Source organism: Sphingomonas sp. Leaf22 (genome assembly GCF_001421715.1).
GTDB lineage: Bacteria > Pseudomonadota > Alphaproteobacteria > Sphingomonadales > Sphingomonadaceae > Sphingomonas.
This window is the reverse complement of record NZ_LMKP01000041.1, coordinates 189,399-213,629: the sequence shown is the minus strand read 5'-3', so window position 1 is coordinate 213,629 and position 24,231 is coordinate 189,399. Positions and strand designations below refer to the sequence as shown.

At 66.8% G+C, this 24,231-nt stretch carries 27 protein-coding genes; 22 read left to right on the top strand and 5 right to left on the bottom strand.

The genetic code is table 11. The annotated features are described in order from the left end of the window. Positions 1-78: 78 nt before the first annotated feature. Complete coding sequence (gene dnaJ / locus ASE70_RS14725; protein WP_056506310.1) at positions 79-1,203, top strand: molecular chaperone DnaJ; 1,125 nt, start codon at positions 79-81, stop codon at positions 1,201-1,203. A 159-nt stretch (positions 1,204-1,362) separates the two neighbouring features. Next, complete coding sequence (locus ASE70_RS14720) at positions 1,363-1,911, top strand: GNAT family N-acetyltransferase (protein WP_056506306.1); 549 nt, start codon at positions 1,363-1,365, stop codon at positions 1,909-1,911. Positions 1,912-2,011: 100 nt separating this feature from the next. Here ASE70_RS14720 and purB read toward each other — a convergent pair whose 3' ends face one another. Then, on the bottom strand, positions 2,012-3,322 hold the full coding sequence (purB, locus tag ASE70_RS14715; protein ID WP_056506303.1) for an adenylosuccinate lyase: 1,311 nt from the start codon (positions 3,320-3,322) through the stop codon (positions 2,012-2,014). 211 nt (positions 3,323-3,533) lie between these two features. On the opposite strand from purB, the gene ASE70_RS14710 reads away from it, so the two are divergent. Further along, positions 3,534-4,001: an EF-hand domain-containing protein gene (locus tag ASE70_RS14710; RefSeq protein WP_235519975.1), complete on the top strand. Its 468-nt coding sequence runs from the start codon at positions 3,534-3,536 to the stop codon at positions 3,999-4,001. A 344-nt stretch (positions 4,002-4,345) separates the two neighbouring features. On the opposite strand, the gene ASE70_RS14705 is transcribed toward ASE70_RS14710, so the two are convergent. From ASE70_RS14705 to ASE70_RS14690, 4 genes are all read right to left on the bottom strand, one after another. Continuing rightward, entirely contained in the window at positions 4,346-4,894 is a 549-nt protein-coding gene (locus ASE70_RS14705) for a sugar O-acetyltransferase (RefSeq protein WP_056506297.1), read from the bottom strand. Continuing rightward, a complete protein-coding gene (radC, locus tag ASE70_RS14700) occupies positions 4,891-5,577 on the bottom strand; it encodes a RadC family protein (protein ID WP_056395236.1) in 687 nt (228 codons plus the stop codon). The genes ASE70_RS14705 and radC overlap by 4 nt, the downstream gene beginning before the upstream one ends. 157 nt (positions 5,578-5,734) lie before the next feature. Continuing rightward, complete coding sequence (gene map, locus ASE70_RS14695) at positions 5,735-6,499, bottom strand: type I methionyl aminopeptidase (protein ID WP_056506293.1); 765 nt, start codon at positions 6,497-6,499, stop codon at positions 5,735-5,737. A gap of 1 nt (position 6,500) precedes the next feature. Continuing rightward, positions 6,501-6,707, bottom strand: a complete 207-nt coding sequence (locus ASE70_RS14690; protein WP_056506289.1) for a ParD-like family protein — start codon at positions 6,705-6,707, stop codon at positions 6,501-6,503. A 180-nt stretch (positions 6,708-6,887) separates the two neighbouring features. Here ASE70_RS14690 and ASE70_RS14685 point away from each other — a divergent pair, with 180 nt between their 5' ends. The 19 genes from ASE70_RS14685 to leuB all read left to right on the top strand — a co-directional run bounded on the left by ASE70_RS14685 (position 6,888) and on the right by leuB (position 24,152). Further along, positions 6,888-10,058, top strand: a complete 3,171-nt coding sequence (locus tag ASE70_RS14685; protein WP_235519974.1) for a YdbH domain-containing protein — start codon at positions 6,888-6,890, stop codon at positions 10,056-10,058. Further along, positions 10,055-10,249 (top strand): YnbE family lipoprotein, encoded by a 195-nt coding sequence (locus ASE70_RS14680; RefSeq protein WP_056395242.1) that lies wholly within the window; start codon positions 10,055-10,057, stop codon positions 10,247-10,249. The genes ASE70_RS14685 and ASE70_RS14680 overlap by 4 nt, the downstream gene beginning before the upstream one ends. A gap of 2 nt (positions 10,250-10,251) precedes the next feature. Next, the gene (locus tag ASE70_RS14675) at positions 10,252-10,635 is read left to right on the top strand and encodes a YdbL family protein (RefSeq protein WP_056395244.1); all 384 of its coding nucleotides are present in this window, start codon (positions 10,252-10,254) and stop codon (positions 10,633-10,635) included. 469 nt (positions 10,636-11,104) lie between these two features. Continuing rightward, a complete protein-coding gene (locus ASE70_RS14670; protein ID WP_056506286.1) occupies positions 11,105-11,425 on the top strand; it encodes an AtpZ/AtpI family protein in 321 nt (106 codons plus the stop codon). 37 nt (positions 11,426-11,462) lie between these two features. Then, on the top strand, positions 11,463-12,248 hold the full coding sequence (locus tag ASE70_RS14665) for a F0F1 ATP synthase subunit A (protein ID WP_056506284.1): 786 nt from the start codon (positions 11,463-11,465) through the stop codon (positions 12,246-12,248). A 40-nt stretch (positions 12,249-12,288) separates the two neighbouring features. Continuing rightward, positions 12,289-12,516 (top strand): F0F1 ATP synthase subunit C, encoded by a 228-nt coding sequence (locus tag ASE70_RS14660; protein WP_055998526.1) that lies wholly within the window; start codon positions 12,289-12,291, stop codon positions 12,514-12,516. Between the two features lie 105 nt (positions 12,517-12,621). Continuing rightward, entirely contained in the window at positions 12,622-13,113 is a 492-nt protein-coding gene (locus ASE70_RS14655; protein WP_056395251.1) for a F0F1 ATP synthase subunit B family protein, read from the top strand. Further along, positions 13,106-13,738 carry a F0F1 ATP synthase subunit B family protein gene (locus ASE70_RS14650; protein ID WP_056506281.1) on the top strand — a complete coding sequence of 211 codons (633 nt, stop codon included), beginning with the start codon at positions 13,106-13,108 and terminating at the stop codon, positions 13,736-13,738. Before ASE70_RS14655 ends, ASE70_RS14650 begins: the two co-directional genes overlap by 8 nt. 128 nt (positions 13,739-13,866) lie before the next feature. After that, positions 13,867-14,187 (top strand): DMT family transporter, encoded by a 321-nt coding sequence (locus ASE70_RS14645; RefSeq protein WP_056506278.1) that lies wholly within the window; start codon positions 13,867-13,869, stop codon positions 14,185-14,187. Positions 14,188-14,647: 460 nt separating this feature from the next. Then, the gene (locus ASE70_RS14640; protein ID WP_235519991.1) at positions 14,648-15,583 is read left to right on the top strand and encodes an alpha/beta hydrolase; all 936 of its coding nucleotides are present in this window, start codon (positions 14,648-14,650) and stop codon (positions 15,581-15,583) included. 477 nt (positions 15,584-16,060) lie between these two features. Next, positions 16,061-16,372 carry a hypothetical protein gene (locus tag ASE70_RS14635; RefSeq protein ID WP_056506275.1) on the top strand — a complete coding sequence of 104 codons (312 nt, stop codon included), beginning with the start codon at positions 16,061-16,063 and terminating at the stop codon, positions 16,370-16,372. A 1-nt stretch (position 16,373) separates the two neighbouring features. After that, positions 16,374-17,363, top strand: coding sequence for an oxidoreductase (locus tag ASE70_RS14630; RefSeq protein WP_056506273.1), 990 nt, complete (start codon positions 16,374-16,376; stop codon positions 17,361-17,363). A gap of 134 nt (positions 17,364-17,497) precedes the next feature. Beyond that, positions 17,498-19,429: an excinuclease ABC subunit UvrC gene (uvrC, locus tag ASE70_RS14625; RefSeq protein ID WP_056506268.1), complete on the top strand. Its 1,932-nt coding sequence runs from the start codon at positions 17,498-17,500 to the stop codon at positions 19,427-19,429. Then, the gene (locus ASE70_RS14620; protein ID WP_056506265.1) at positions 19,407-19,613 is read left to right on the top strand and encodes a type II toxin-antitoxin system CcdA family antitoxin; all 207 of its coding nucleotides are present in this window, start codon (positions 19,407-19,409) and stop codon (positions 19,611-19,613) included. Before uvrC ends, ASE70_RS14620 begins: the two co-directional genes overlap by 23 nt. 75 nt (positions 19,614-19,688) lie before the next feature. Then, a complete protein-coding gene (locus ASE70_RS14615; RefSeq protein WP_056506262.1) occupies positions 19,689-20,642 on the top strand; it encodes a polysaccharide deacetylase family protein in 954 nt (317 codons plus the stop codon). Further along, complete coding sequence (locus ASE70_RS14610; RefSeq protein WP_156356287.1) at positions 20,639-21,550, top strand: GNAT family N-acetyltransferase; 912 nt, start codon at positions 20,639-20,641, stop codon at positions 21,548-21,550. Before ASE70_RS14615 ends, ASE70_RS14610 begins: the two co-directional genes overlap by 4 nt. A 370-nt stretch (positions 21,551-21,920) precedes the next feature. After that, positions 21,921-22,259 carry a hypothetical protein gene (locus ASE70_RS19985; protein ID WP_156356286.1) on the top strand — a complete coding sequence of 113 codons (339 nt, stop codon included), beginning with the start codon at positions 21,921-21,923 and terminating at the stop codon, positions 22,257-22,259. Positions 22,260-22,303: 44 nt separating this feature from the next. Then, positions 22,304-23,035 (top strand): DNA repair protein RecO, encoded by a 732-nt coding sequence (gene recO / locus ASE70_RS14605; RefSeq protein ID WP_056506256.1) that lies wholly within the window; start codon positions 22,304-22,306, stop codon positions 23,033-23,035. Positions 23,036-23,108: 73 nt separating this feature from the next. Beyond that, positions 23,109-24,152, top strand: coding sequence for a 3-isopropylmalate dehydrogenase (leuB, locus tag ASE70_RS14600; protein WP_056506252.1), 1,044 nt, complete (start codon positions 23,109-23,111; stop codon positions 24,150-24,152). The last annotated feature ends 79 nt before the right edge of the window (positions 24,153-24,231 follow it).

Genomic DNA, 24,231 nt, shown 5'->3' with positions numbered 1-24,231 from the left:
GGGGAGAGGGGGCTTCGTCGTGACGGCCCCTCTCCCAACCCTCTCCCCTGAAGGGGAGAGGGCTTTTGGGGTTCCCGAATGACCACCGAAGTCGATTTCTACGAACTGCTCCAGTGCGAGCGGACCGCCGATGCGCAGACGATCAAATCGTCTTACCGCAAGCTCGCGATCAAATATCACCCGGACAAGAATGCCGGCTGCAAGGATTCCGAGGCGAAGTTCAAGGCGATCAACGAAGCCTATGACTGCCTGAAAGACCCGCAGAAGCGTGCGGCGTACGACCGCTACGGCCATGCCGCGTTCCGCCAGGGGGCGGGCGGTGCCGGTGGCGGCGCGCAGGATTTCAACGGCTTTTCCGACATCTTCGAAAGCGTGTTCGGCGAATTCATGGGCGGCGGGCGGCAGGGCGGTCGCGCCGGCCCCCGGCGCGGTGCCGACCTGCGCTACGACATGGAAGTCACGCTCGAAGAGGCGTTCCACGGCAAGAACACGCAGATCACCGTCGACGTCTCGACCAGCTGCGCCCCGTGCGGCGGCAGCGGCGCGTCGCCGGGCACCAAGGCGCGGGCGTGCCAGACCTGTGCGGGCCATGGCAAGGTGCGGGCGCAACAGGGCTTTTTCGTCGTCGAGCGCGCCTGCCCGACCTGCCACGGCGCGGGACAGGTGATTGCCGATCCGTGCCCGGTCTGTAACGGCGAGGGGCGGGTCGACCAGACCAAGACGCTGGAGGTCAACGTACCCCCCGGCGTCGATGAAGGCACCCGCATCCGCCTGACCGGTGAGGGCGAGGCGGGGGCACGCGGTGCGCCGGCCGGCGATCTCTACATCTTCCTTCACGTCAAGCGCCACGCGCTGTTCGAACGCGAAGGGACCGCGCTCCACGCACGCGCGCCGATCAGCTTCACGACGGCGGCACTGGGCGGATCGATCGAGATTCCCGGTCTCGACGGGCAGAAGCACAGCATCCGCATCCCGGCGGGCATCCAGTCGGGCAAGGAACTGCGCCAGCGGGGTGCCGGCATGCCGGTGTTGCAGGGGCGCGGCCATGGCGACATGGTCATCCATATCGAGGTGGAAACCCCGACCCGCCTGTCGAACCGGCAAAAGGAACTGCTCGAGGCCTTCCGCGAGACCGAGACCGGCGACGAATGCCCCGAATCGAGCGGTTTCTTCAGCCGCCTGAAGACCGCGCTCGGCGGGTAGGGCGCAACGCCGACCGGTTCGGCACCCCGGCGCGGGCGGGAATCCATTGTGCCGGGTGTTCGCGGCCGGTAGGCGGGCGCTCCGCCGTCCATCGGTCCCGGCCCGCGCCGGGATGACGCGTGGGATGAATGTCGATCGCTATCGAGGAATGAAGCTGCCATGACCGTCCAATGGCGTCCCGCCCGCGCCGACGACGCGCCGCGCATCGCCGCGCTCGCCCGTGCCGAACTGGGCGACTATGGCGAGGCGGCCGACCTCTACGCCGAACGCATCGCGCTGAGCGCCGCGGGCTGCTGGGTCCTTGCCGACGACGACGCGCTCGTCGGCCACTGCATCAGCCACCCGTGGCACCGCCTCGCGCCGCCGGCGATGCACACGCTGCTGGGCAACCTGCCGCCCAGCGCCGATTGCTGGTATCTGCACGATGTCGTCGTCGCCCCGGCCGCACGCGGCACCCGGGCGGTCGAACGCCTGCTCCCGATCCTCGACGACATTGCCACGCGCCGCGCCATCCCGGTGCTCGCGCTGATCGCGGTCGGCGGGGCCGACGCCTATTGGGCACGACAGGGCTTCATCGCCGCCCCCGGCGGCGCGGCGGGGTTCGGCGCGGATGCCGTCTATATGGAGCGACCGGTAGCCTGCTCCGCCGAGGGCGCGCGAATGTCCGGTGGTATCGCCGCGGCGCACCCGAACCCGACGACGCTATAGCGGCAACACGCGATCCGTCGGCGGCGGGATCATCTCGCTCGCAACGACCCGCGCGATCCCATCCACCCCGCCGGACCAATGCCCGGCGGGGCGCGCACAATCACGCCTCGCCGAACACCCGGGCAAAAATCGTATCGACATGCTTGTAATGGTAACCGAGATCGAACCGGCTCTCGATCTCCTCGACCGACAGCGCTGCAGCGACGTCGGGATCGGCCTTCAGCAGTTCGAGCAGCGACAATTCGCCGTCCGATTCCCACACCTTCATCGCGTTACGCTGGACCCAGCGATACGAATCCTCGCGGCTGGCCCCCGCCTGCGTCAGCGCCAGCAGCACCCGCTGCGAATGGACGAGGCCGCCCATCTTGTTCAGGTTCTTCTCCATCCGCGCTGGATAGACGACCAGCTTGTCGATCACGCCGGTCAGGCGGGCGAGCGCGAAGTCGAGCGTGATCGTCGCGTCGGGGCCGATATAGCGTTCGACCGACGAGTGCGAGATGTCGCGCTCATGCCACAGCGCGACATTCTCCAGCGCCGGCGTCACATAGCCGCGCACCATGCGGGCCAGGCCGGTCAGGTTTTCGGTCAGCACCGGGTTGCGCTTGTGCGGCATCGCCGACGAACCCTTCTGCCCCGGCGAGAAATATTCCTCCGCCTCCAGCACTTCGGTACGCTGCAAATGGCGGATTTCGGTGGCCAGCCGCTCGATCGATCCGGCGATCACGCCCAGCGTCGCGAAATACATCGCATGGCGGTCGCGCGGGATGACCTGCGTCGATACCGGCTCGACGCTCAGCCCCATCTTCTGCGCGACATGTTCCTCGACGCGCGGATCGATGTTGGCGAACGTGCCGACCGCGCCCGAAATCGCGCAGGTCGCCACTTCCGCCCGCGCATTGCGCAACCGGGTGCGGCAGCGATCGAACTCGGCATAGGCCTGTGCCAGCTTCAGCCCGAACGTCACCGGCTCGGCATGGATGCCATGACTGCGCCCGATCGTCGGGGTCAGCTTGTGCTCGCGCGCGCGCCGCTCGATCACCGCCAGCAGCTTGTCGAGATCGGCGAGCAGGATGTCCGACGCCCGCGCCAACTGGACGGCGAGGCAGGTGTCGAGCACGTCCGAGCTGGTCATGCCCTGATGCAGGAAGCGCGCTTCCGGTCCGGTCCGCTCCGACACATGCGTCAGGAACGCGATGACGTCGTGCTTCGTCTCCGCCTCGATCGCGTCGATCCGCGCGACGTCGAAATCGGCGTCGTTCATCGCCCAGATCTTCTCGGCGGCCTGTTTCGGCACCACGCCCAGTTCGGCCAGCGCGTCGGTGGCATGCGCCTCGATCTCGAACCAGATACGGAATCGCGACTGGGGCTCCCACAAAGCGGTCATTTCGGGGCGGGAATAGCGCGGAATCATCGGCGGGCCTTTCAAAACGGGCGAACGGTTTGCCGCGCCCTAGCAACAAGTCGGGGATGAATCGAGCCTGTCCTGCGATAGACGAGCCACAAAAGGGGCTTCAATCGAACCCGAAACGACCTAGATACGTTTCATCATCGCACAGTCGTTCGAACGATGTTCGAGCTAGCTGGATGAAAGGCCGAAGCAATCCGAAAGGAAAAATTCGATGATGAAGCGTATTCTTCTCGCCAGCGCCGTCCTGGTGTCGACCCCGGCATTTGCACAGGATGCAGCACCGGCGCAAACGACTGCTCCGACTGCGCAGACGGTACCCGCTGATCCGGCCGCGACTGCGGCCGACCCCGCCGCATCGGCAACGCAGGCGACCCCGGCCGATCCGGCGACGCAGACCGCGCAGACCACCGCCGAAGCGGGACAGCCCGCCAGCGGCGCGCAGATCGCGCAGATCGTCGAGGCCGAATTCCCGAAATATGACAAGGACGGGAAGGGCCAGTTGACCGAAAAGCAGTTCGGCGAATGGATGGTCGCCCTGCGCTCGGCGAGCGAACCCGGCGTGACTGCCGAAAAGCCGGCGGTGAAGACGTGGGTCAAACAGGCTTTCGCACAGGCCGACAAGGACAAGTCGAAGGCGGTATCCAAGGCCGAACTGACCAGTTTCCTGAGCCAGAGCGCCTGACGTCCTGCCAACGCCGATATCGATACGACCGCCGGGAGCGATCCCGGCGGTTTTCTTCGTGTTGGCGGGCGCACCGCCTTCCCAATCCCGAACGTCACCCCGGACTTGATCCGGGGTCCCGCTTCTTCTGCGGCAACCCCCGCCACCGGCAGGAAGAAGAAAGAAATGGTTCACGCGGAGGCGCGGAGGGGTTGCGTCTGTCAAGACGGTATCCGCGTCAGCGGCTGCATCTTTCGCGGCAGCGCGCGATAAGGTCTCCCGAATGCGGGCCGTCCGCCCGGTGCGCAACCCCTCCGCGCCTCCGCGCCTCTGTGCGAACCAACTTCTTCTTTCTATGCAGACGGCTACCGAACCCGCGCCGGATTCCCCGCCACCGTCGCCCCGGCCGGTACATCGCGCGTAACCACCGATCCGGCACCGATGATCGCATCGTCGCCGACCGTGATCCCCGGCAGCAACAGCGCACCGCCGCCGATCCACACATTCGCCCCGATCACGATCGGCTGCCCATATTCCAGCATCTGCGCCCGCACCGCCGGATCGCGCGGATGGTCGGCGGTCAGGATCTGCACGCCCGGCCCGATCTGCGTCTTCGCGCCGATCGTCACCGCACATACGTCGAGGATGACGCAGCCGAAGTTCAGGAACACCCCGTCGCCAAGGGTGATGTTGTACCCGTAATCGATGTGGAAGGGCGGGCGGATGTTGACGCCGTCGCCGACCGCTCCCAACCCGTCGCGCAGGATCGCCAGCCGCTCGGCCGGGTCCATCGCCAGCGTCGCGTTATACCGCTCCATCCACCGTCCCGCCGCCGCGCAATCGGCGACCAGTTCGGGATCGCCCGCGTCATACAGGTCGCCGGCGATCATCTTCTGCTTGTTAGATAGCGTCATAACATTCCCTGTGCGCGCAGGCTGGTATGCCCCTTCGCGCCGATGATGAGGTGGTCGTGGACGGTGATGCCCAGCGGCTTGCCCGCCGCCGCGATCTGCCGCGTCAGGTCGATGTCGGCGCGACTGGGGCTATGATCGCCGCTCGGGTGGTTGTGGACGAGGATCAGCGCCGCCGACCCCAGATCGAGCGCGCGGTGGATCACCTCGCGGGTATAGAGGGGCGCTTCGTCCAGCGTCCCCTCGGCGACCAGTTCGTCGCGGATCAACAGGTTACGGGTATTCAGGTGCAGCACCCGGATCCGCTCGACCGCCTGATGCGCCATGTCGGCATGGAGATAATCGAGCAGCGCCTGCCAGTTCGACAACACCGGGCGCGCCAACACCTGCGCCTGCAACATCCGCGTCGCCGCGCACTGCGCGATGCGGATCGCGGCGACGGCGGTGTCGCCCATGCCCGCGACCTTGCCCAGCGCCGCCGGATCGGCCGACAGCAACCCGCCGATCCCGCCGAATTCGTGCAACAACGTCTTGGCCAGCGGCTTGGTATCACGCCGGGGAATGGCCAGCGTCAGCAGATATTCGATCAGTTCATGATCGAGCAGCGCTTCCCCGCCATGCTCCAGCAACCGCCCGCGCAGCCGCGCGCGGTGTCCGGTGCCATCGGTTTCGGGCGGGGTGTTCATGCGGGCGTCGTAGCCGATCGGGCAGGGGCGGGCGAGGGGGTAACGCTCACCCCTTGCCACGGCGGGGATGACGAAAGTCTCGTTTGGACCCCGACCCGTTCGTCCTGAGTAGCCATTGAGCGACGTCGAAATGGCTACTCAGCACGAACGGAAAGCTTCAAACGCCCATCTCGTCCTGCCGCAACGTCAGCACCTCGACCCCGTCCGCGGTCACCGCGACGGTATGCTCGAACTGCGCCGACAGTTTTCCGTCGCCGGTCACGACGGTCCAGCCATCGTCCCCGGTTTCGACCCGGCGCGTGCCCTGATTGACCATAGGTTCGATGGTGAAGGTCATGCCCTCGCGCAGCCGCACGCCCTTGCCCGGCTTGCCGAAATTCATCACTTCTGGGGCTTCGTGCATCTCGCGACCGATGCCGTGGCCGCAATATTCGCGGACCACCGAATATCCGTTCTTCTTGGCATGGCGTTCGATCGCAAAGCCGATATCGCCCAGATGCGCGCCGGGCTTCACCTGCCGGATGCCCTGCCACATCGCTTCCTGCGCGACCTTCACCAGCCGCCGCGCGGCGGGCGCGACCGTGCCGACCAGATAGGTCTTGCTCGAATCGGCGATGTACCCGTTCTTTTCCAGCGTGATGTCGAGGTTGATGATATCGCCGTCGCGCACGATCGTGTCGGCATCGGGCACGCCGTGGCACACGACCTGATTGATCGAGCAGTTCAGCACGAACTTGAAGCCGTACTGCCCCTTGCTCGCGGGGCGCGCGGCAAGGTCGTGGGTGATGAACCGCTCGACCAGATCGTTGATCGCCAGCGTCGACATGCCGGCAAGGTCGGTGTCGTCGAGCATTTCGAACACGCGGGCCAGCAGCTTGCCCGAAATCCGCATCAGCGCCAGTTCGTCCGGGGTCTTGACCATGTCAGGCGGCGATCGCGTCGACCGGCAGGGTCTGCACGGCGGCCAGCTCGGCACGGACGATATCGGTAAAAGGCAGCGTCGGGTTCGCTTCGGCCAACATCCCGATCTTCATCCAGAATTCGGCCTGCGCATTGATCGACCGGCACATCACCGCGCTCGCCCTGCGAACTTCGGCGTGCAATTCGTCGTCGATCTTCACGATTCCCATGGTTGTCCATCCTCCTGACGCGCGATACGAACCGTATATGGTCCATATGCTGTAGGGTCAAATCGGGGCATTCGCTACGTGTAACCTTCGCCAACTTCCGTTGCGCAGCCGGAACCGTTTCGCGCCTCTCGCGCTTGACCCCGGCGGGCCGAACCGCGACGAACGGGGCGAAACAGCGGAGTGGGTGGTCTGGGCGTTGACGACGATCGGGCGGAGCAGGCCGAAGCGTCGCCGCGTCGCGCCGGTCGCAGGCGGCGTCGCTTCGTGCGGGTGCTGCTGGTCGTCTGCCTCCTCGTCCTCGCGCTGGCGGCCCTGCTGTGGACGCAGCGGCGCTCGATCGCCGACGATATCGTCCGTCGCGAACTCGAACGCCGCGGCGTCACCGCCCGCTACCGCGTCGCCGAAATCGGCTTCGGGCGGCAGCGTCTGGTCGACGTCGTCCTTGGCGATCCCAAGGCACCCGACCTCGTTGCCGACTGGGTGGAGATCGATACCAGGGTTGATCTGAACGGCGCACAGGTCACCGGCGCACGGGTCGGACAGGCACGCCTGCGCGCGACGCTGCGGCCCGATGGTACGGTCTCGTTCGGACAGATCGATCGCCTGCTCCCGCCGCCCTCGGGCAAACCCTTCGCGCTCCCCGATTTTGACGTCGCGGTCGATGACGGTCGCATCCGTCTTGCCACCCCCTATGGCCTCGTCGGTGCGAAGCTGGCCGGCCGCGGCAATCTCGCCAACGGCTTTGTCGGGCGGTTGGCGGCGGTGTCCGAACGCCTGTCGCTGAACGGCTGCGGCATCGACCGTCTGGCACTGAACGTATCGCTCCGCACCACCGCGACCGGACCGTCGCTGACCGGCCCCGTCCGTGCGCGGCAGGCGGCCTGCGGCGATGTCCGGCTGGATTCGCCGGTCATCCGCCTCGACGCGAAGCTCGCCCCGGCCCTCGACCGCTGGCAGGGCCAGGCCGACGTCGCGGCGGCGGCGGTCGCCGCGCCGCAGACCCGCGTCGCCGATCTTGCGGGCAAGGTCGGCTTCGACGGCACGGCACAGGGCACGCACGGGACGCTCGACCTGGCGTCGGGCGCATTCGACCTGCCGCAACTGGACGGTGCCGGCCTGTCGATCGCCGGCCGCTATCAGGTCGGCGGCGTTCCCGCCTTCGAAGGGTGGATCGGCGCGCGTGGCGCGAGGCTCGCCGACCCGATGGTCGCGCAAATCGAAGCATCGGGTACCGCCGCCGACGGCCTTCCGGTCGCGCCGCTGCTGCGCGCGGCGTCCCGGGCGGCGGGGCAGGCGGTGCGCCGTTTCGACCTGTCCGCCCACGTCGCCGCCCGCCCGCTCGCCGCCCGGATCGACCGGATGACGTTCATCGCCGCCAATGGTGCCCGCGTCACGCTGCGCGACGGGCCGGTCCGCTGGGTATCGGGCAAGGGCGTGACGCTGAACGGTACGCTGGCGATGGGCGGGGGCGGGCTGCCGGTCGCGAGCATCCGCCTGTCGCATGCCGGACCCGGTGCGCCGGTGACCGGCACAGCGATGGTGCAGACTTATGCGGCCGGCGACGCCCGGCTGGCGCTTGCACCCGTCCGGTTCCGCACGGCAGGCAACGGAGCGACCCGGATCGAGACACGCGCCGAACTGAGCGGACCGATCGGCGATGGTCGGGTCGAACGACTGGCGGTGCCGATCGATGCGCGTTGGGACGGGGGCGGACGGCTGACCGTCAATGCCGATTGCGTGCCGATCTCCTTCGACCGGCTGCGCGTTTCGGCACTGTCCCTCGATGCCACGCGGTTGCGGCTATGCCCACAGGACGGGGCAATGCTGAGGCTGGCCGATGGTCGCGTTGGCGGCGGTATCGGCATCCGAGCGACGCAATTGCGCGGCACCCTCGGCGGCACGCCGCTCGTGCTCGCCGCGAGTGGTGGCCGCTTCGGATTGGCCGGCATGACGTTCGCACTGGACGGCGTGAAGACCCGCCTGGGCAGCCCGGAACGGGTCAGCGTCTTCGATATCGGCACGCTCACCGGCCGCAGCGCCAATGGCGTCGTCGCCGGCGGTTTCGAGGGGAGCGAGGGGCAGATCGGCAACGTCCCCCTGCTGATCCGGGAGGCGTCGGGCGACTGGAAACTGGCGGGTGGCGTGCTGTCGCTGAACGGCGATGTCGGCGTCCGCGACGCAGCACCCGACCCCCGGTTCGAACCGCTGCGCAGCGACGATTTCCGACTGACGCTGAACGGCAACGCCATTCGCGCCGGTGGTACGCTGAGGCACCCGACCAAGGGGGTGAAGGTCAGCGACGTGACCATTGCCCACGACCTTGCCACCGGGCGCGGCGATGCGGTGCTCGATGTGCCCGGCATCGCCTTTGGCGACGCGTTTCAGCCCAATGAACTGACGCGCCTGACGTTCGGCGTCATCGCCGACGTGAAGGGCAGCGTGTCGGGACGGGGCAAGATCGCGTGGAGTCCCGAGGGTGTCACCAGCACCGGCGTGTTCCGCACCGCCGGAACCGACCTTGCCGCCGCCTTCGGCCCGGTCACCGGCCTGTCGGGCGAGATTCGCTTCACCGACCTGTTGGGGCTGGTCAGCGCGCCTGGGCAGGTGGCGACGATCGCCGAGGTCAATCCGGGTATCGCCGTGACCGACGGCGTCGTCCGCTATCGCCTGATCGAAGGGCAACGGATCCAGATCGAGGGCGGACGCTGGCCGTTGGGCGGTGGCGAGATGATCCTCGAACCGACCATCCTCGATTTCGCCGAGGATCGTGAACGGCGCATGACGTTCCGGGTGAAGGGGGTCGATGGCGGGCTGTTCCTGCAACAGTTCGCCTTCGACAATCTCAACGCGTCGGGCACGTTCGACGGCGTGCTGCCGATGATCTTCGATGCCAATGGCGGCCGGATCGAAGGGGGTAAGCTGCAGTCGCGGGGTGCCGGCAACCTGTCCTATGTCGGGGAAGTATCGAAGGAGGATGTCGGCTTCTGGGGCAATCTGGCCTTCCAGGCGCTGAAATCGATGAACTATCGCGGCCTGACGATCGAAATGGATGGGCCGATCGCCGGCGAGATGGTGACCGCGATCCGCTTCTCCGGGGTCAGCCAGGGGACGGGGACCTACAGCAATTTCCTGATTCGGCGGCTGGCGCGGCTGCCCTTCGTCTTCAACGTCCGGATCAAGGCGCCCTTCCGCCAATTGATCGATTCGGTGCAGAATTATTACGATCCCAAGCGGCTGATCGAACGCAACCTGCCCGCGCTCCAAGCCGAACAGCGCCGCCGCGAACAGGGCTTGCCGCCGGCCCCGCTCGACACCACCATTCAGCCTTCCGAAAGCGAGACCGTGCCATGACGCGAACCGTGACCATGCTGCGATTCCTGACAATGGGTGCCGCTTCCTGCGCGGCGGCCGGGTGCGTGAACGTCTCCGCGCCCGACAAGCCGATCGTCATCAACTTGAACATCAACATCACGCAGGAAGTGGTGTATCGTCTCGACGGAGAAGCGAAGACGCTGATCCAGGACAATCCGGGGATATTCTGACCATGCATGCTTTCGTGAAATACGGTCTCGCCGCAGCCGCCATCGTCGCGGTCGCCGGGGTTGCCGGCACCGCATGGGCGCAGCGCGATCCCGCCTATCAGGCCGCTCGTGCCGCCGGTCAGGTCGGCGAGCAACCCGATGGCTATCTGGGCGTGGTCGGCGGCGGCACGCCGGAGCTTCGCGCGCTGGTCGCGAACATCAATATCCAGCGCAAGGCGGCGTACACGCGCGGCGCACAGGCGGGCGCGACGGTCGAGCAATTCGCGTTCGTCTCGGGCTGCAACCTGATCGCGCAGACCAAGCCGGGCGAGAAGTACAAGACGCCGGGCGGCGGCTGGGAAACGCGCGGCAGCGGCGCGCCGGAGCGTGATCCGCGCTGTGTGTGAGAGCACTGTGTTGATACCGCAGTGTACGCATGTTATATCAGGCATGCGACTTCAGCAGAGTATCGCCTCCTTGAACCCCGGTCATGCCAGTGACCGGGGTTCTTTGCATTCGGGGACCGGGCGAACCCGGCCCCCTCCCGTTATTTCGAACGGGCTACCTCAATGATTTTAAGCACCAGGGTAGTGAATGCCACCATCAGCGTGCCAGCGCCGATGATGATCGTTGCGACTTCAGGGGTCAGAGTAATCACCCCCTTTCTGACCGACATGTCGGTCGTCGGTTGGTTAGCATCCGCTCGAGCTCCTCACAAACGGATCGCGTCCGTCACCTCCCGTTCATCGTCCCGAAAGGTTTCGGCGCGAACGCTGTGGTTGACTCGAAACCGTCACCTTCCTAAAGCGCGCCTGCCTTGGCGGGCTCGCCATCCGGCGGATTCCGGCCCGGCCTTTGAAGGTCAAGGGAGGAAGCATGGCGGAGAACGAGCCTGGACTAGACCCCTTGCCCGAAGTCGCCCGGATCACCTCGCTCGATGAGCGGCTGGATCGGGCGAAGAAGGATGAGGCGATCCGGACCGGTCAGGCGCGTGACGAAGCGGGGGAAAAGAACTACCGCCTCGGCAATCGCGTGCTGGCCGAATTGATCGGCGGAATGGTCGGGGGGGCGGTGATCGGGGGTACGCTCGATTATCTGCTCGGCACCTCGCCTTGGCTCCTGCTCGTGTTGCTGACCCTCGGGATCGTCAGTGCGTTCAGGAACATCATCAGGATTTCGAACCGGCGCCCGGACTGAACGTTTTGGGCGCCTTGGCATATCGGGGCGAAGCGACGTGGCGCAGGCAGGCAAGATCGATCCGATGCACCAGTTCGAGGTGCAGACGATCTTCAACATTCCGCTCGGCGATACGGTCCTGCCGTTCACCAATTCGGCGCTGTGGATGATCGTCGCGGCGGTTGCGTTGTTCGTTTTCATGATCGGCGGCATGAAGCAGCAGCAGGTGCCCGGTCGCTGGCAGATGGCGGTCGAGGGCTTCACCGGCTTCATCGACAAGCTGCTGGCGGCGAATATCGGGCATGAGGGGCGCAAGTATCTGCCCTATGTCTTCTCGCTGTTCATGTTCATCCTGTTCGCGAACGTCGTCGGGCTGCTGCCGTTCGGTCTGATCGGGCTGCACCCGTTCACCGTCACCAGCCACTTCACCGTGACCGGCGTCCTCGCCATCGCCAGCTTCTCGATCGTGCTGGTCGTCGGCCTGTTCGAGCACGGCCTGCGCTTCTTCAGCCTGTTCGCGCCGAAGGGCACGCCGGTTCCGGTGCTGCTGCTGGTCGCGCCGATCGAATTCGTGTCGTTCATGGTCCGCCCGTTCAGCCTCGCGCTGCGACTGTTCGTCGCGATGACCGCGGGCCACATCCTGCTGAAGGTGCTGGCGGGTTTCATCATCAATTCGACTGCCGCCGGTGCAGGCATCGGCGTGCTGGTCAGCGTGCCGAGCTTCGCGCTGATGGTCGGCGTGTCGGCCCTCGAAATGCTGGTCGCCGGCGTGCAGGCCTATGTCTTTGCGCTGTTGACCTCGCTCTACATCAACGATGCCGTGCACCTGCACGACCATCACTGATCCCAACCCAAACATAGATTTTTCCAAGGGAGTTTTCGACATGGAAGCAGACGCCATCAAGTTCCTCGGCGCCGGTCTGGCCGCCATCGGTGCCGGCCTCGCGGCACTCGGCGTGGGCAACGTCTTCGCAGCGTTCCTGCAGGGCGCACTGCGCAACCCGTCGGCCGCTGCCAGCCAGCAGGGCAACATGTTCATCGGCTTCGCCGCCGCCGAACTTCTCGGCCTGCTGGCGTTCGTCGTTGCAGTGCTGCTGATCTTCGTCGCGTAACTGCGTGACGCCCGGCGCGGGGTTGCCCGCGCCGGATCTCCGGCCCCATGGGCCGGTTTCGGCCGGACGATGGCGTCCGGTCGACCAGACAATACGGGACGTTTCATGCCGCAAATCGAGCAGCTCGCCGCGACCTGGGGGTCGCAGGTCTTCTGGCTGGTGCTGACCTTCGGCATCGTGTTTCTGGTCGTCGGCCTTGGCATGGTGCCCAAGGTTCAGGGCACCGTCGACAAGCGCGATCAGGGCATCGCCGCCGATCTGGCCGCCGCCGATCAGGCGCGCAGCACCGCCGATGCCACCGAAGCCGCATGGCGTACCCGTGAAAATGCGAGCCGCGAGGCTGCGCAGAAGCTGCTGGCCGAAGCACGCGCCGCGGGCGCTGCCGCTGCCGCCGAAAGGCTGGCCGCTGCCAATGCCGATGTGCAGGCCCGCGTCGCCCAAGCCGAAGCCGACATCGCCGCGCAGCGCAACGCTGCCATGGCCGAAGTCGAACAGGTCGCCGCCGAAGCGGCGCAGGCGATCGTCGCCCGCGTGTCGGGCGTTCATGTCAGCGAACAGGACGCGCAAGGCGCGGTAAAGGCGGTGCTCCATGGCTAATCCGACCCCGGCCGTGCATGGCAGCCCGACGCTGAACGAAGCGATCCACGAGGAAGGTCTGACCAAGACCGGCGTGAGCGCCGTCGAGAGCGAGCATGGCAGCACCACCGCCGCCAACCATCCCGATCCGACCGCGTTCGGCCTCGACGGCACCGGTTGGGTCAGCGCAGCGATGCTGCTGTTCCTGATCGTGCTGATCGTGAAGGGCGTACCGGCCGTGATCGGCCGGCTGCTCGACGGGCAGATCGCGGTGATCCGCACGCGCCTCGACGAAGCGCGCAAGCTGCGTGCCGAAGCCGAGGCGTTGCGTGACGAATATACCGCGAAGATCGCCGGGATCGAGGCACAAGCCGCTGAGATGGTCGCTCATGCCGAGGCCGAAGCGCAGGGGCTGCTGGCCAAGGCCGAAACCGATGCCGCCGACCTGACCCAGCGGCGGGCCAAAATGGCGACCGACAAGATCGCCGCCGCCGAGCGCGCCGCCATCGCCGAGGTCCGCGCGACCGCCGCCGATGCTGCCGCCAAGGCCGCGACCGCGCTGATCTCGACGCATCTGTCGGGCGATGCCGATCGCGCGCTGATCGACCGGACCATCGCCGGCCTGGGTGGCAATCGACTGAACTGATCGACTGTACCGACGCGTGTGCGCCGCCCTGCCGATCCGGCCGGGCGGCGTTTCGCGTTTTGGGGTGGCGCCTCTTTCGGGTTTCCGGCGCGCCCTCCCATTACCGAGCCCGCTGAAGGAGAAACGCCATGGCATGGGCCATCTTGGCGGTTGCGATCGTGTGTGAGGTCATCTGGGCGCTCAGCCTGAAATGGGCGGCGGGGCAGGGGACGCTGCTGGCGTCGTCGGTGCCGATCGGCCTGTCGTTCGTGAACATGGCACTGCTGGCGCTGGCGATGCGCGGCATTCCGGCGGGGACCGCCTATGCGGTGTGGACCGGGCTGGGCGCGATCGGCGTCATCATCGGTGGGGCGCTGCTGTTCGGCGAACGGATCGCCCCGTTGCAGGCCGGGTTCATGGTCCTGATCGTGGTCGGTGTAGCGGGAACCAAGCTGTTCGCCCATGGGTGATTCTCGTCCGCGGAAGGTTGCGAAGGTTACACGGTTGCGACCTTTGGCGGGGTGGTCTGGACGGTCATTTCAAAGAACGGATCGAGTGTAGTTTGCCGACTCCGTGTAGGAAAGCGGTGAAAACTGTTGCCGTTTAACAATGCGATAGCCTCAATTCCGTTTTTGGTGGCCGGCGGGGTGGGGTGCCGTGAGAGGCTGTGGGGCAATGCCGGATCGTGCCGCCTAGGTGTGGAAGTGGACACTGGCGGTTCTTCGCAGTGATCCGAGCGGTTCGCCGGGCGCTCCGGAACGGTTCGATCGCCCCGGCAACGGTCCGGTGCGGGACGAAAACACCGCTGCCTTGGCGGACCGGCACGCCTACTTCCGAGATCGCCGTTAACGCTAACAGAATCATTGGACAATGGGTGCGCGGCTGCCGATACTCGCCTGATAATAAAGGGAGAGGATGGTCATGACAGGTATGAAACACGCGCGTCTGCGCGCGCTGGCGTGGACGATTGGCGGGGCGCTGATCACGGTGGCAGCACCGGCGCTGGCGCAGAGCGACAAGATGGAGCCGATCGCGATCCCGGCGCAACCGGATGCGATCCCGCTGAAGACCGGCACGCTGCCCGACGCGAAGGCGCGCGAGGCGTGGCACCAGCAATATGGCAGCGTGTTCGCGCGGAACGTCACCGACGCGACGCTGACGCCGTTCCTGCCCGATCCGGCCAAGGCGAATGGCACGGCAGTGATCGTCGCGCCGGGCGGCGGGTTCCGCACGCTGTCGATGCAGAACGAAGGCTGGGACGTCGCCAGGGCGCTGGCGGCGCGCGGCGTGGCGGCGTTCGTGCTGAAATACCGGCTGAACCAGACGCCGGCCGATATGGCCGGGTTCGAACAGTCGATGACCGCCATGTTCTCCGCCACCGCACAGCGTCCGCCCCGACCGAACCCGGCCAGCGCCGCGAACGCGCTGGCACCGCAGATCGCCGATGCCAATGCGGCGTTCGCGCTGGTCCGTTCGCGCGCCGGCGAATGGAAGGTCGATCCCAACCGGATCGGGATGATCGGCTTTTCGGCCGGCGCGATGCTGACGATGGCGACGACGCTGTCGTCGAACGCGGCGAAGCCGGCCTTTATCGGCGACATCTATGGCCCGTTGTCCGCCGCGACCGTGCCCGCCGACGCCCCGCCGCTGTTCGTGGCGCTCGCCGCCGACGATCCGTTCTTCGCCAATGCCGGGTTCGGGCTGATCGATTCGTGGAAGGCGGCGAAGCGGCCGGTCGAGTTCCACCTGTACGAACAGGGTGGTCACGGTTTCGGCATGTATCCGAAGGCGACGACCAGCACCGGCTGGTTCGAGGCGTTCGCCAAGTGGATGGAAATGCATGGCTGGATGAAGCGGGCGGGGTGAGGTTGTTGCCGCGGTGTAGAGGGCGGGGTCTCGGTTCTGTTGGTTTGACGAGCGGGACTTTGACCAGCGGCTGCGGGTCGAGAGCGTTTCGAACCTGGCCGATGCCTGGCGGTATCCCAGCGGAGGCCGGGGTCCAGTTGGGGAGGCGCTGCGGCGGACCGGTTTACGTCCCCCCAACTGGGTCCCGGCCTCCGCCGGGGTATGGTTTGGGCTGGTGGGCGGGTTTTTTTGCTCAATCCGGGGGATGCCGTCTTTTTGCTGGCGAAGGAGAAGAAGCGGGACCCCGGGTCAAGCCCGGGGTGACGGGGTGACAGGGTGCCGGGTGTCAGGGTTGTAAGGGGGTGTCAGGGGTTGTGGGCGATGGGCGTGGCTCTCGCCTTGGCATGGCTCGGGATCCATCGACCTATCCCGCTTGGCGCGGGGCGGGTGGGGCGCTACGTTCCGGTCCGGGCGAACAGGCCCGTGGAGAGATTGCCGATGAAACTGCTCCTTACCGCCGCATTGCTGGCGATGCCGATCGCCGCCACCGCCCAGACCGTACCGGCCGCTGCACCCGGCCCTGCCGCGCCGGCCGCCGCCAAACTGACCATCGACAGCAGCATCGAAACGATCGCCGCCGATCCGAAGGGCAAGGCGATCCTCGAGGCGACCTTTCCGGGGATGCTGGCGCACGAAGCCTATGCGTCGTTCAAGGGCATGAGCCTGAAGCAGGTCCAGCCCTATGCCAATGGCGCGATCACCGATGCGCAGGTGGCGAAGGTCGCCGCCGATCTGACGAAGCTGGGCTGAGATGGTGCGCGTCGGCCTGATCGGGTTCGGCCTTGCCGGGGCGTCGTTCCATGCGCCGCTGATCTCGACCGTCGAGGGCATGGAACTGGCCGCCATCTCCACCTCGCGGCCGACCGACCGGTTTCCTGCGGCGACGCGCCATGACGATCCGCAGGCGCTGATCGAGGATGACAGCCTCGACCTGGTGGTGATCGCCACGCCGAACGACAGCCATGCGCCGCTGGCACAGGCGGCGCTGGCGGCGGGGCGGCATGTCGTGGTCGACAAGCCGCTGGCCACCGACGATGCCGATGCGGTGGCGCTGGCGCAGCTGGCGCGCGGGGCGGGGCGGTTGCTGAGCGTGTTCCACAATCGCCGTTGGGACAGCGATTTCCTGACGGTCGCGCGGTTGCTGCGCGAGGATGCGCTGGGCGAGGTGATGCTGGCCGAGTTCCGCTGGGACCGGTTCCGCCCGGCGATCAAGCCGGGTTGGCGCGAGGAAGGCGGGCCGGGCAGCGGGCTGCTCAACGATCTGGGGCCGCACATGATCGATCACGCGATCCACCTGTTCGGCATGCCCGATGCGGTGGCGGGCGACGTGACGGCGCAGCGGGCGCAGGCCGGCGTCGACGATTATTTCGAGATCGTCCTGCGCTATGGCGCGCGGCGGGTGACGATCGGGTCGGCGTCGCTGGTCGCGGCACCACGCCCCCGCTTCGCGCTGCACGGGACCAGAGGCAGCTTCGTCAAATACGGCATCGATCCGCAGGAGGCGGTGCTGCGCGCGGGCGGGATGCCGACCGACAGCGGCTATGGCATCGAACCCGATGCGCAATGGGGCGTGCTGACCGATGGTGAGGGCCTATCGCGGCCGGTCCGGTCGGAAGCGGGCGACTGGCGCGGCTTTTACCGGGGGATGCGCGATGCGGTGCGCGGCGGGGGCGAGGTGCCGGTCGATCCGGCCGATGCGGTGCGCGGATTGCGGATCATCGCGGCGGCGTGGGTGGGGTAGGACGTAGCGCCGGCCCAACGGACTTTTGCGCCCTTGTTCTCCTGCGTCCTTCCCCCGCGGCGGCGACGACGAATGGAGCGGTTCGGCTCGCCGCCGTCTGGCGCAACCGCCACGCACCCCCTAAATCGGGGACGATGTCGGAAACGCCCAATGCCCCCAATCGCTTCAACGAGGACAAGGCCAGCTTCACCGTGCGCGGGTCGGACGCGCCGGATATCGATGCCGGCGTCGCCGCGATCCGCAACGTGCTGGCGACGCTGCCGGTGCGGCCGGGCGTGTACCGGATGCAGGATGCGCGCGGTGAGGTGCTGTATGTCGGCAAGGCGCGGGCGCTGAAGAACCGCGTCGCCAATTATACGCAGGTGTCGCGGCTGACAAAGCGGTTGCAGCGGATGGTCGCGCAGACGCGGTCGATGACGATCGTGACGACCAACAACGAGGCGGAGGCGCTGCTGCTCGAAGCGCAGCTCATCAAACGCTATCGTCCGCCGTACAATGTGCTGCTGCGCGACGACAAGTCGTTCCCGTTCATCCTGTTGCGCGCCGATCACGACTTTCCGCGCATCAGCAAGCATCGTGGAGCGCGGCGGGCGAAGGGCGATTATTACGGCCCCTTTGCCAGCGCCGGTTCGGTGACGCAGACGCTGAACGCGCTGCAGAAGCTGTTCCTGCTCAGGTCGTGTACCGACGGTTTCTTCAAGACGCGCGACCGGCCGTGCCTGCTGTACCAGATCAAGCGTTGTTCGGCCCCGTGCGTCGGGCGGATCGATCAGACGGCCTATGCCGAACTGATCGGCGATGCGAAGGACTTTCTCGGCGGCAAGTCGACCAAGGTGCAGGCGAAGCTGGGCGTGCAGATGCAGGCGGCGGCGGAGGCGATGGATTTCGAGCTGGCCGCGGTGCTGCGCGACCGGTTGAAGGCACTGACGTTCATTCAGGGGTCGCAGGCGATCAATGCGGACGGCGTCGGCGATGCCGATGTGTTCGCGATGGCGTGTCTGGAGGGGGTGATCGGCATTCAGGCGTTCTTTATCCGGGGCGGGCAGAATTGGGGCCATCGCAGCTTCTTCCCGGCGCATACCAACGAGGTGCCCGAGGACGAGGTGCTGTCGGCGTTCCTGATGCAGTTTTATGAAGAGGTGCCCCCGCCGCGCAACGTGTTCGTCGACCGCGAACTGGCGGAGGGCGAGGTGCTGGCCGAGGCGATGGCCGAGCGTGCCGGGTTCAAGGTCGCGCTGTCGGTGCCGCAGCGCGGCGTGCGGCGGCGGCTGCTCGATCAGGCGAAGCGCAATGCCGACGAAGCGTTGCAGCGGCGCAATGCGGAGTCGACGACGCAGGCGCGGCTGCTGCGCGAGGTCGCCGAACTGTTCGAACTGGAAGGGCCGCCCGACCGGATCGAGGTCTATGACAACAGCCATATCCAGGGGACGAATGCGCTGGGCGCAATGGTCGTCGCCGGGCCGGAGGGGTTCCGCAAGGGCCAGTATCGCAAGTTCAACATCAAGCAGGCGCAGACCAACGACGACTTCGCGATGATGAAGGAGGTGCTGACCCGCCGCTTCGCCCGCGCGCAGGAGGAGAATCCCGACCGGGAGACCGATCGTGACGGCAATGGCTGGCCCGATCTGGTGCTGATCGACGGCGGCAAGGGGCAGTTGAGTGCGGCGAAGGCGGTGCTGGAGGATCTGGGCATCGAGGATGTGTGCATGGTCGGCGTGGCGAAGGGGCCGCATCATGGCCGCGACGGGCGTGAGGTGTTCCACCTGATGGACGGGCGCGAACTGACGCTGCCGGTCAATTCGCCGGTGCTGTTCTATCTTCAGCGGTTGCGCGACGAGGTCCACCGCTTCGTCATCGGCGCGCATCGCGACAAGCGGTCGAAGGCGATCGGGGCCAGTCCACTGGACGAGGTGCCGGGCATCGGACCGGCGCGGAAAAAGGCACTGTTGATGCATTTTGGCACGGCGCGGGCGGTACGCAACGCCAGCCTCGCCGATCTGCAAAAGGCGCCCGGCGTCAGCAAGGCAATGGCGCAGGGGGTCTATGACTATTTCCACGCCCGCTGAACCGATCGCGATCGACGCGGCGTTGCTGGCCTGTGCGCGGGCGGCGGGGGTCGATGTGACGGCCACCTGTCACGGGGCGCTGGTCCGCGCGATCGAAGAAGCGGCTCTGGCGGCGCAACGGGCGGAAAGTGCTGCGGCGATCGCCGAGTGGAACGACTGGGCCGGTTCGCCGCCGACCGGTTAGTATGATACGTCCCGACCTTGTCGAACGCGGCCGGTGTTTCACCGGTTGTTTACGCGCAGCGGGCAGGACAGGACCATGACGACCCCCGTCTTCCTGACGATCGATACCGAATTGATGTGGCGGCACCATGCTGCCGATCTGCCGGCCGACACCGTGGTGCAGCGCTCGCTCGAACCCGCCGGGGTCGGGGTGACGTGGCAGCTCGAACGGCTGCGGGTGCATGGGTTGAAGGCGTGCTTCTTCGTCGATCCGCTGCCCGCGCGGCTGTATGGCATGGCGGCGATCGCGCCGACCGTCGAGGCGATCCTGTCGGCGGGGCAGGAAGTGCAGCTGCATTTGCATCCCAATTGGGCGCGGGCGGCGCTGGCGGACCGGCGCTGCGCGCATGTGTTCGAACTGGTCGATCTGTCGCGACAGGCGCAGGAGGACTTGCTGGGCGAGGCGCGCGACCTGTTGCGGGCCGCCGGTGCGCCCGATCCGGTCGCGTTCCGCGCCGGGAGCTATAGCGCCAACGACGTGACGCTGGATGCGCTGGCGGCGCTCGGCTTGACCTATGACAGCAGCCATAATGGCGCGCATCATCCGTGGCCGAGCATGATCGCGCTGTCGCCCGATCGAATCGCACCGGTCGAGCATCGCGGGCTGATCGAGGTGCCGGTGACGACGATCGGGGTGCCCGGCGGCGGGCGGCGGCATTTCCAGATCTGCGCGCTGTCGGCGGCGGAGATGCGCGCCGCGCTGCTCCATGCCGCCGCGGAGCGCCATGCGGCGGTGACGATCGTCAGCCATGGCTTCGAACTGGCCAATCGGGCGGGCACGCGTGCCAATCGCGTCCATGTCCGCCGGTTCGAGGCGCTGTGCCGCACGCTGGCCGCCGATGCCGATCGCCTGCCGACGACCCATTTCCGCGACCGTCCACCGCTGCGGCTGGGGCAGGACGACCGGCCGCTCCCGGCCAGTGCGTTCAGGACGCGGTGGCGGCAGGTCGAACAGCTATGGTCGAACCTGATCGAGGAACGTGCGGCGTGACGCAGGTCCAGCCCTGGCCGATCAGGTTCCAGATCGGGGCGCGAACGCTGTTTTGGGTGCGGCGGCGGCTGGTGCGGGTGCCGCTGGAGTTGCGCGACGTGCTGGCGGGGGCGGTGCCGGTGCTGCCGCCGCTGCCCAAGGGGGCGGACGGCTGGTCGGTGACCTCCCTGCCCGAACCGTTGATGCCGGCGGTCGTCCCGAATGCCGGGATCGTGTTCGTCCGGCAGCACTATACCCGCTATCACACCGACCTGACGATCGGGTTCGATGCATGGTTCGCGGGGCTGTCGGGCAATGCGCGGTCGAGTTTGAAGCGCAAGCGCAAGAAGCTGGCCGAGGCGAATGAAGGCACGCTCGACGTGCGGACCTATCGCACCGCGCAGGAACTGGCCGAGTTTCACGGGCTGGCGCGGACGGTCGCGGCGCGGACCTATCAGGAAAAGCTGCTCGGCGCGGGGCTGCCCGGTGACATTCCGTTTCGTGCGGTGATGCAGGGCAAGGGCGCGCGGGGCGAGGCGTTCGGCTGGCTGTTGTTCGTGGGCGGCACGCCGATCGCCTACCTCTATTGCCCGATGACCGGCGGCGACGTGCGGTACGACTATGTCGGGCATGATCCGTCGTGGGGCGAATGGTCGCCGGGCAGCGTGTTGCATCTGGAGGCGTTCCGGACGTTGTTTGCGGAGCCGGCGGCGCTGCGGTTCGATTTTACCGAGGGGGAAGGGCAGCATAAGCGGCAATTCGCGACCGGCGGGATGGCGTGCGTGGACTTGTTGTTGTTGCGGGACAGCCGGGCCAATCGCGCGACGGTGCGGGCGTTGCAGGCGTTCGATGGCGCGGTTGCGCGGGTGAAGCGGGCGCGGGACTGGCCGTTGGTCGGGCCGATGTTGTCGAGGGTTCGGCGGGGGTAGCGCGGGTCAAAGGTCACAAAAGTCACACTCGCGCAACTCGCTGGTTGTGCAGGCTTTCGGAGCCAAACGCTGCGTGTGGATCGACAATATAAAAGAACCAGCGCACGATATCCTGCTTCAGACCCGGTAGGAAAGTCTCTGAGCGATGTGTACGCTGTACGGAATGTTTTGAATTGAGTGCCTCGTTCAAATCTGCGGGGAGCGGACCGCTTTGACCCGTCATGGACAGTGGAGCGTTTGTTCTGCCCTGCTCCTATCGCTTACGGGATGTTCCTACGCATATCATCTCCAAGCCGTAGTGATCGCCGGAAGGCTCGCGTTCGTCGTCGACCCGGCGTCCCAGCGAAACGCTGATTGTATAAGGAGTATCATGGTTTCAGCCGAAACCGGACCGGCGGCCATTCCTAACCAAGAGGATGATCTTCAACTCGTTGAAAATGGTGTCGTTTGGTCGAAAAATACGGATGTTGGTGAGTGCTGGAACCAGTTCCCGATCCTGTATGGCCAGACGCTGACAGGAAAGCCGTTTCTTCCGCCCGGAGTGGCGGCGAAGCCGCTTCGCGTCGGAATGACTTACACAGTAGAAACTACGGGCAGTGGTTCAGGCTATGGCAGCGGCCGATTTCGCGTTCGGCGGGATCGTACCGTCGAGAATCTGCCGCCGGTCGATAGCGCGGATGCGCTGCTGGAACCAACGAACGGAAATTGAGGGCGCGGCTCGGTGTATTTGCCAATTCCCGCTAAACCAACGCCATGCACCTGAACACCACCGCCATCCTGCTCTCGTCGCGCCCGCATGGCGAGCATGGCGCGGTCGTTCGTGCCCTGACCGCCGAGGCGGGGGTCCAGCCCGGCTATGTGCGCGGCGGGCGGAGCCGGGGGATTCGGCCGGTGTTGCAGCCGGGCAATCTGATCCGCGGCGACTGGCGGGCGCGGACCGATACGCAGTTGGCGGCGCTGACCGTCGAACTGGTCGAGAGCCGCGCGCTGCTGTTCGCCGAACCGGTGCCAGCGGCGGCGATCGACTGGATGTGTGCGCTGACCGCCTATGCCCTGCCCGAGGCGCAGGCCTATCCGCGTATCCATGCCGCGCTCGACGGCCTGTTCGCGGCGATCGCGGCGGCACCCGCGGCGCGGGCGTGGATCGGCGCGCTGGTGCGGACCGAGTTGCTGATCCTATCCGAACTGGGGTTCGGGCTGGCGCTCGACGAATGTGTCGCGACCGGCGCGCGCGACGACCTGACCCATGTCAGCCCGAGGAGCGGCGGGGCGGTGTCGCGCGGGGCGGCGGTCGGGCTGGAGCACCGGTTGCTGGCACTGCCCGCGTTTCTGGCCGAGGGCGGGCCGGCGGACTGGGACGCGGCGTTCGAGGGGCTGGCGCTGTCGGGCCATTTCCTGACCCGCGACCTGCTGGGGGGCAGGGGGCAGGACATCCTCGCCGCGCGGGAACGGATGGTCGAACGACTGAAAAGGACGGTTGCGTGACCCGCCCGGCTTGGGGCAGGGGCTTTTGCCGATGGAGCCGCGCAATGTTCGTGCGCGAAACGGGAATGACGCAATGGCCTTGATCGCGATACTGCCCGGCGACGGGATCGGACCGGAAGTGGTGGCGGCGGCGCGGCGGGTGCTCGACGCGCTCGATCTGGGGCTGACGTTCGAGGAGGCACCGGTCGGCGGTGCCGCCTATCGCGCGCTCGGCCATCCGCTGCCGCCCGCGACGCTCGATCTGGCCAAGCGTGCCGATGCGGTGCTGTTCGGGGCGGTCGGCGATCCCGAATTCGACAATGTCGCGCGCGAGCATCGCCCCGAACAGGCTATCCTCGGCCTGCGCAAGGCATTGGGGTTGTTCGCCAATCTGCGTCCGGCCAAGCTGTTTGCGGGGCTGGAGGATGCCTCTGCGCTCCGCCCCGAAGTCGCCGCCGCGATCGACATGGTGATCGTGCGCGAACTGACCGGCGACGTCTATTTTGGGCAGAAGGGGCGCGGCACGACCGCCGAGGGCCTGCGCGAAGGCCATGACCTGATGCGCTATGACGAAGCCGAAGTCGCGCGCATCGCCCGCGTCGCCTTCGACACCGCACGGACCCGCAACCACCGGCTGTGTTCGGTCGACAAGGCGAACGTCCTCGAAACCTCGCAATTGTGGCGCGACGTGGTGATCGAGGTGTCGGCCGACTATCCCGATGTCGCGCTGACCCATATGTATGTCGACAATGCCGCGATGCAGCTGGTGCGCAATCCGGGGCAGTTCGACGTGATCGTCACCGGCAACCTGTTCGGCGATATCCTGTCGGATCAGGCGAGCATGTGCGCCGGGTCGATTGGCATGTTGCCCTCGGCGGCGATCAATCAGGACAGCAAGGGGCTGTACGAACCGATCCACGGCTCCGCGCCCGATATCGCCGGGCAGGGCAAGGCGAACCCGCTGGCGACGATCCTGTCGGCGGCGATGATGCTGCGCCATTCGCTAGATATGGCCGATGCCGCCGACCGGATCGAGGCGGCGGTGACGGCGGCGCTGGTCGCGGGGCACCGTACCCCCGATCTGGGGGGGCGTGCCACGACCAGGGAGATGACGGACGTGGTGTTGGCGGCGTTGTGAATTATGCTGGCTATCGTATCCCCGCGCAGGCGGGGATCCAGGGTAACGAGCGGCATCGCCGGTGGCTCTGGACCCCCGC